The organism is Muribaculum sp., from assembly GCF_029051885.1.
Lineage (GTDB): Bacteria > Bacteroidota > Bacteroidia > Bacteroidales > Muribaculaceae > Muribaculum.
This window is the reverse complement of record NZ_JAIDKI010000139.1, coordinates 1-6,197: the sequence shown is the minus strand read 5'-3', so window position 1 is coordinate 6,197 and position 6,197 is coordinate 1. Positions and strand designations below refer to the sequence as shown.

The 6,197-nt window shown below is 55.6% G+C and carries 5 protein-coding genes and 1 pseudogene; 4 read left to right on the top strand and 2 right to left on the bottom strand.

Going from position 1 to position 6,197, the window contains the following annotated elements; genetic code table 11:
- The 4 genes and pseudogenes from K2I50_RS06050 to dnaJ form a co-directional block, all read left to right on the top strand.
- A pseudogene (locus K2I50_RS06050) lies at positions 1-455 on the top strand (hypothetical protein); the annotation flags it as partial.
- A gap of 16 nt (positions 456-471) precedes the next feature.
- Positions 472-1,308, top strand: a complete 837-nt coding sequence (gene ispE / locus K2I50_RS06045; protein WP_301025309.1) for a 4-(cytidine 5'-diphospho)-2-C-methyl-D-erythritol kinase — start codon at positions 472-474, stop codon at positions 1,306-1,308.
- A 111-nt stretch (positions 1,309-1,419) separates the two neighbouring features.
- Positions 1,420-2,034, top strand: coding sequence for a nucleotide exchange factor GrpE (locus K2I50_RS06040; RefSeq protein WP_301025308.1), 615 nt, complete (start codon positions 1,420-1,422; stop codon positions 2,032-2,034).
- Between the two features lie 19 nt (positions 2,035-2,053).
- Positions 2,054-3,235: a molecular chaperone DnaJ gene (gene dnaJ, locus K2I50_RS06035; protein ID WP_068961190.1), complete on the top strand. Its 1,182-nt coding sequence runs from the start codon at positions 2,054-2,056 to the stop codon at positions 3,233-3,235.
- 151 nt (positions 3,236-3,386) lie between these two features.
- Here dnaJ and mutL read toward each other — a convergent pair whose 3' ends face one another.
- Both mutL and K2I50_RS06025 read right to left on the bottom strand, forming a co-directional pair.
- Positions 3,387-5,426 carry a DNA mismatch repair endonuclease MutL gene (gene mutL, locus K2I50_RS06030; protein WP_301025307.1) on the bottom strand — a complete coding sequence of 680 codons (2,040 nt, stop codon included), beginning with the start codon at positions 5,424-5,426 and terminating at the stop codon, positions 3,387-3,389.
- 33 nt (positions 5,427-5,459) lie between these two features.
- Positions 5,460-6,044 carry an HAD family hydrolase gene (locus tag K2I50_RS06025; protein WP_301025306.1) on the bottom strand — a complete coding sequence of 195 codons (585 nt, stop codon included), beginning with the start codon at positions 6,042-6,044 and terminating at the stop codon, positions 5,460-5,462.
- Between the last annotated feature and the right edge of the window lie 153 nt (positions 6,045-6,197).

Sequence of the window (6,197 nt, the reverse complement as noted above, 5' to 3'; positions counted from 1 at the left end):
TAGACAGCCCTGAGAGTATGGTTGTGGGACATAGCTCGATGATTCCGAAGGCGGTGGTCTACCGTACCAACGGCCCGTTTTCCGACAATGTGCCGATTGTAATGAGCGCGAGCCGCAAAGAGATAGTATCGTTTCCGGCACCGTCCGACATACATCCCGATGTGGCTCCGGTAGAGCTTGCCGAAGGGTATCTGCTTGACCGCCATGGTATCGGTATAAATTCGGCTTTTACCCGATATACCTACGACGAATATAGCGAATTGCCTGCGGCTCCGTCGTTGAATCGTCTGCGCCAGATGGTGATTCCGGGAGCCATAGTGACTGATCTTGTGCGGCTTCCGTTCCCTTTGGCCACAGCTTTGGCCGATACGGCTCGCGTCAACAGGCTCATCCGTAAGGGATTTCCCGACTGCGATGTGATGCTTGAGCGCAAGGCGGTGGCCCCGTTCCTATGATAATCAAAATTACAATATGATACTTTTCCCAAACGCAAAGATTAATTTAGGCTTATATATTACTGCCAGACGTCCCGACGGATATCACGACCTGCTTACTGCATTCTATCCTGTAGGATGGCATGACATACTTGAAATCGTGCCGGCAAAGGGGAGTGAGACCACTCTTACCGTCACGGGTCGCGGTGTGGAGTGCCCGCCGGAGAAAAATCTGGTGATGAGAGCTTATCGTGCGGTTGCGGAGAGGGTACCGCTGCCCCCGGTCGATATATATCTTCACAAGGTGATTCCTGACGGAGCGGGACTTGGTGGCGGCAGTTCCGACGCGGCGTTTACGATATTCGGACTTAACAATCTCTTTGGTCTCGGCCTGTCGCCGGCCGAGATGGCCGGAATTGCGTCGGAGATAGGTGCCGACTGTCCGTTCTTCATCTACGACCGTCCGATGGTGGCTACCGGTATCGGCGATGTGTTCTCTCCTTGCGAGGTGAATCTCGACGGAGTGCCTGTGCTTATCGTAAAGCCGAAGGTGCATGTGCCCACACGCGATGCATATTCACGAGTCACACCCCGCACTCCGGATATTGACCTCCCGGCGCTCCTTTCATCGCCTGTCGAAGAATGGCAGGGACGGCTGGTCAATCAGTTTGAGGATAGTGTATTCCCGCTTCATCCCGAGATTGCCGCGCTCAAGGATGAGATACTTGCCATGGGAGCCGCATATGCCTCGATGTCAGGCTCGGGTTCGTCGGTGTTCGGCATATTCCCCGGTGCTGACAGTGCCAAGTTGTCACTTATGGCCGCAGAGAGATTTGCCGGACTTGACTTCTTTGTATCGACCAACCACGTGTGAATGAACGTTATCGCTGCGCTGACGTTTATATATTCAGGAATAAGTAGAAATACGGCATTGTTTTTGCAGTGATAAATACGATATACGATGAAAAGAAAAAAGACTAAATATATGGACAAGAATAAGAATCACGACAACGTATCTGAGTCTCAGCATGTAGCCGACGGCGAAATCTCTGTCAATGATATTGACAATGAGTTTGTTGAGCAGCAGGAGGCCGAGGCTGCAAAGGACCTTGCCGATGAGGAGATGAATCAGGTCGAGGCTCTTCAGAAGGAGCTTGACCAGACTCGTGCGCAGCTTGAGAAGGAGAAAAAGGAGTATCTGTTTCTTATGGCTGAGTTTGACAACTTCCGCAAGCGCACCCTCAAGGAGAAGAGCGAGCTGATCAAGAACGGCGGCGAGAATGCTCTGAAAGGACTGCTTCCGGTAGTCGACGATTTCGAGCGCTCGCTTGAGGCCATAAAAGCGAGCGATGATGCCGCATCCATACGCGAAGGTGTGGAGTTGATTTACAACAAGTTTGTCAAATATCTTGAACAGAACGGCGTAAAGCCCATCGACTCCGCTCCGGGTGTCGATTTCGATACCGAACTGCATGAGGCGGTCACCATGTTCCCCGCTCCCGACGAGAGCCAGAAGGGCAAGGTAATCGATACTGTTCAGAAAGGTTATACACTTCACGACAAGGTGCTTCGCCACGCTAAGGTGGTGGTAGGCCAGTAATATATAAACAGCTGCCGTTATGGACAATAAACGCGACTATTACGAAGTGCTCGGGGTTGAGAAAAACGCTACTCCCGAGCAGTTGAAGAAGGCTTACCGCAAGCTGGCTCTGAAATACCATCCCGACAAGAATCCCGGCGACAAAGCAGCCGAGGAGAAATTCAAGGAGGCCGCCGAGGCATATGATGTCCTTTCAGATCCCGACAAGCGTGCCAAATACGATCAGTGGGGTCCCTCGATGGGTCCGACCGGATTTGGTGGCGGCGGTGGAGGTTTCCACGCCGGCGGAATGTCGATGGAGGATATTTTCGCTCATTTCGGCGACATATTCGGCGGCGGAAGCTATGGCGGATTCGGTGGATTCGGCTCGGCAGCCGGTGGCGCTCCGCGTCGTCGCCGCCAGCCTAAGGGTAGCGATCTCCGCATAAAGGTAAAGCTCACTCTGAGCGAACTCGCGACAGGAGTGACAAAGAAACTGAAGATTCCACGTTTCGTGCAGTGTCAGCATTGCAACGGTACGGGAGCCAAGGATGGCACTGCGTTCCAGACATGTCAGCGATGCCATGGCTCGGGCGTCATCGAGCATGTGCAGCAGACATTCCTCGGCCCGATGCAGTCTACATCGACATGTCCCGACTGTCAGGGCGAAGGCAAGACAATCACCCAGAAATGCCAGTATTGCAACGGCGAGGGCATCGTGCGTCAGGAGGAAGTGGTGGAGTTTACCATCCCTGCCGGTGTAAGCGATGGCATGACTCTCCAGCTTAAAGGTAAGGGCAATGCCGCGCGCCATGGCGGTGTCAACGGCGATTTGCTCGTGGTAATCGAGGAGATTCCCGACCCCGAGCTGATACGCGACGGCAACGATGTGGTGTACAATCTTATGCTCGACATCCCGACAGCCACTCTCGGCGGTTCGGTCGAGGTGCCCACCATCACTGGCAAGGCCAGGGTAAAGATTCCCGCCGGCACACAGCCCGGCAAGGTGTTGCGTCTGCGCGGCAAGGGACTCCCCTCGCCCGAAGGCTACGGCAGCGGCGACGAGCTCATCAACATCATGGTATATATCCCCGAAGAGCTCAACGACACCGAGCGCAAGGCTATCGAGAGCCTCCAGGGCCAGCCCAACGTGCAGGCTACCGACTCGATAAAGAAGCGTATCTTCTCGCGTCTGCGCCATATCTTCAACCCCGAAAGCTGATATACCCTGCGTAATGTAATATAACCTCTTGCAGAGGCAGTATAAAATCGTCAGCGCCACAGATTTCTGTGGCGCTGACGATTTTATTATCATGCATACATGCAATTATCATGTATGCAGGTGCAATTATCAGTATTGTCGGGGTGTGGGGCTACAGCAGGGCTCCTATGTCGTCGAGAGTGAGCGATGCGAGCACCCGCTTGCCGTCGGGAGTATATGCCGGCGACTGTAGTTTGAAGAGGTCGCTCAGCAGGTGGTCTATCTCCGACGATGTGAGCGTCTGTCCTGGGCGTATAGCTGCTGCGCGGGCCATCGACAGGGCTATGCGGCTCCTCATGTCGTCGCCAAGGCCGTTGCCGGTGTCAGAGGCGGTGGATATTAGCTCCTCTACCACGCTGCGCGGATTGGCGTCGCCGATTACCGAGGGGAGGCCGTTTACGCTCCACGAACTGCCGCCCAGAAACGCCATGTCAAACCCCAGTGTGGCGAGTTCGTCGTAGATTTCCTCGAGCACTTCGCTGTCGGAGGCCGACAGGTCGATTGCTTCCGGAAACATTACCCGCTGTGATGTGAATGCCTGCATGGCCGCAAGCTCCATGTATCTGTCGAAAAGTATGCGCACATGAGCGCGGTGCTGGTCGATTACGAGCACTCCGTCGTGGGATGGAGTGAGTATATACCTCCCCTTTATCTGCAATGCCGTGATTGCCGATACCTCGTCGATAGGCTGCGACGCCTCTTCGGGCGCCATGCTGTTGAATATCGATGCCACCTTGTCGCTACTGTCGAGTGAGGGTAGTGTGGCTCCGAGGTCATTGAATGCGCTTGCGTGCAGTCTAATGCCCCGGCTCTCCTGCGATGAAGGTGTGCTCTTATGAGGCATGCCGAAGTCCTGCATGCTGTTGAAACCCTTGCTGGCCACCCGTCCGCTGCTGCCTGACGGAGCAAGGTGGGACGTGTCGGCCACGTTGCCCGGCGCGGTGAAGTCGGCATACATTTTCTCCCAGTCGGCCGCCGAAGGGATTGCGGCCTGTGGCATGCCTGCTTCGGCCGGTGTATCGGTCATACCCCCCGTGGGGATGCTGCCGGCAAATGGATTGTAGTCGGGGTCGAGGTCGAGGCCGTGGGCGCCGTTGGCATTCGGGTCAAACACGGGTATCTCGGGCGCGTTGGTCTGGTCGAAGTCAATCGACGGCACGGCGTTGAACTTCCCGAGTCCCTCCCTGATGGTCGCTGTCAGTATCTGCCATATCGGCTGCTCGTTTTCAAACTTTATCTCGTTTTTTGTCGGATGGATGTTCACATCTATCGTCTCAGGGTCGACCTCAAGGTTTATGAAATACTGCGGCTGCTCGTCGGCCGGAATCAGCTGCTCGTAGCATTGCATCACGGCCTTGTGGAAATACGGGTGGCGCATGTTGCGGCCGTTGACCATGAAATATTGCAGCGCTCCGCGGCGGCGCGCATTCTCTGGGCGCGACACAAACCCGTTGATTTTCACGAGCGACGTGTCCGACACCACCGGCACGAGCTGCTTGTCGAGCGATTTGCCGAACAGGTCGATTATACGCTGTTTGAATGTGGATTTGAGCAGCTGGTGCACGATTACGTCGTTGTGGCTCAACTCCAGCTCTATGCCCGGATTGACCAGCGCCAGGCGCTCAAACTCGCGCAGTATGTTGGACATCTCCACATGGTCGCTTTTCAGGAACTTGCGTCGGGCCGGCGTGTTGAAAAACAGCTTCTTTACTGTCATCGTCGAGCCGGGAGTGGTCACGGCCGGCTCCTGCAGCTCCACCTTGCTTCCGCTTATCACTATGCGTGTGCCTATCTGGTCAGACCTGCGCATTGTCTTAAGCTCCACCTCGGCTACCGCGCATATCGAGGCGAGCGCCTCGCCGCGAAATCCCATTGTGTGCAGAGCGAAAAGGTCGTCGGCATTACCTATCTTCGAGGTGGCATGGCGCTCGAATGCCATACGGGCATCCATCGGCGACATGCCGCATCCGTTGTCGATTACCCGGATGAGGGTGCGCCCGGCGTCCTTTATGTTTATCTTTATTATTGTAGCTCCGGCGTCGACGGCATTCTCCACCAGTTCTTTTACCACGGCGGCCGGTCTCTGAATCACCTCTCCGGCCGCTATCTGGTTTGCCACCGAGTCGGGCAACAGCTTCACTATATCTTCCATAGAGAATTCATTTCCATGTCATCTGCAAAGATATTAAATCCGTCGCAGATTTCCTACCGGCAGTTCCACCAATATTGCCGTCGTCGCGGCCTCAAGCAGAGGCATGTCGTCGGCATGGTCGCTTACGGCAATGTCGAGAGTGAGCGAATTTTCCTTCACGAGACTCACCACTGCATCGCGCTTGGCATCTCCGCGGGCCTCTCCCCAGGCTTTATCTCCGGCGGGCTGCGGAGTGGCTATGCAGTAGTCAAATCCAAACCGGCGCGCTATCGCTCCGGCATATGCCTCGGGAGCGGCGGTGGCGAGAATGGTCGCGTAGCCTTCGCGCCGGCATGTGTCGACGAGTCGTACCACCTCGGGGTTGGCGTGGCGCTCTACCGTGTCGACAACCGAGTCGACCAGAGTCGCCGACGGAGGGCAGAACCGCTCAAGTATGTGGCGCTTCATGCGCGCATGGCTTATCAGGCGCAGTTTGCGCGCACCCATCCATGCGCATAGCTCCACAAGGCGCGGCAGGCGCAGGCGATGGGCATATATAAGTTGCCTCAGGAATATGTTGAACGTATTCCTGAGGCATAGTGTTCCGTCGAGGTCTACAGCAATAGCTTTGCGGGTCATAGAGTGCGGATATTTTCAAGGATTGCCGGTGTGAGGGGAGAGGCAGATTGTCGGAGGGGGAGAGGCAGATTGTCGGAGGGAAGAGTAGATTGTCGTGGGGAAGAGGGGGTGTCAGTAATTCTCCGCGGGACTGCTATAGTCGGCCGACCATGG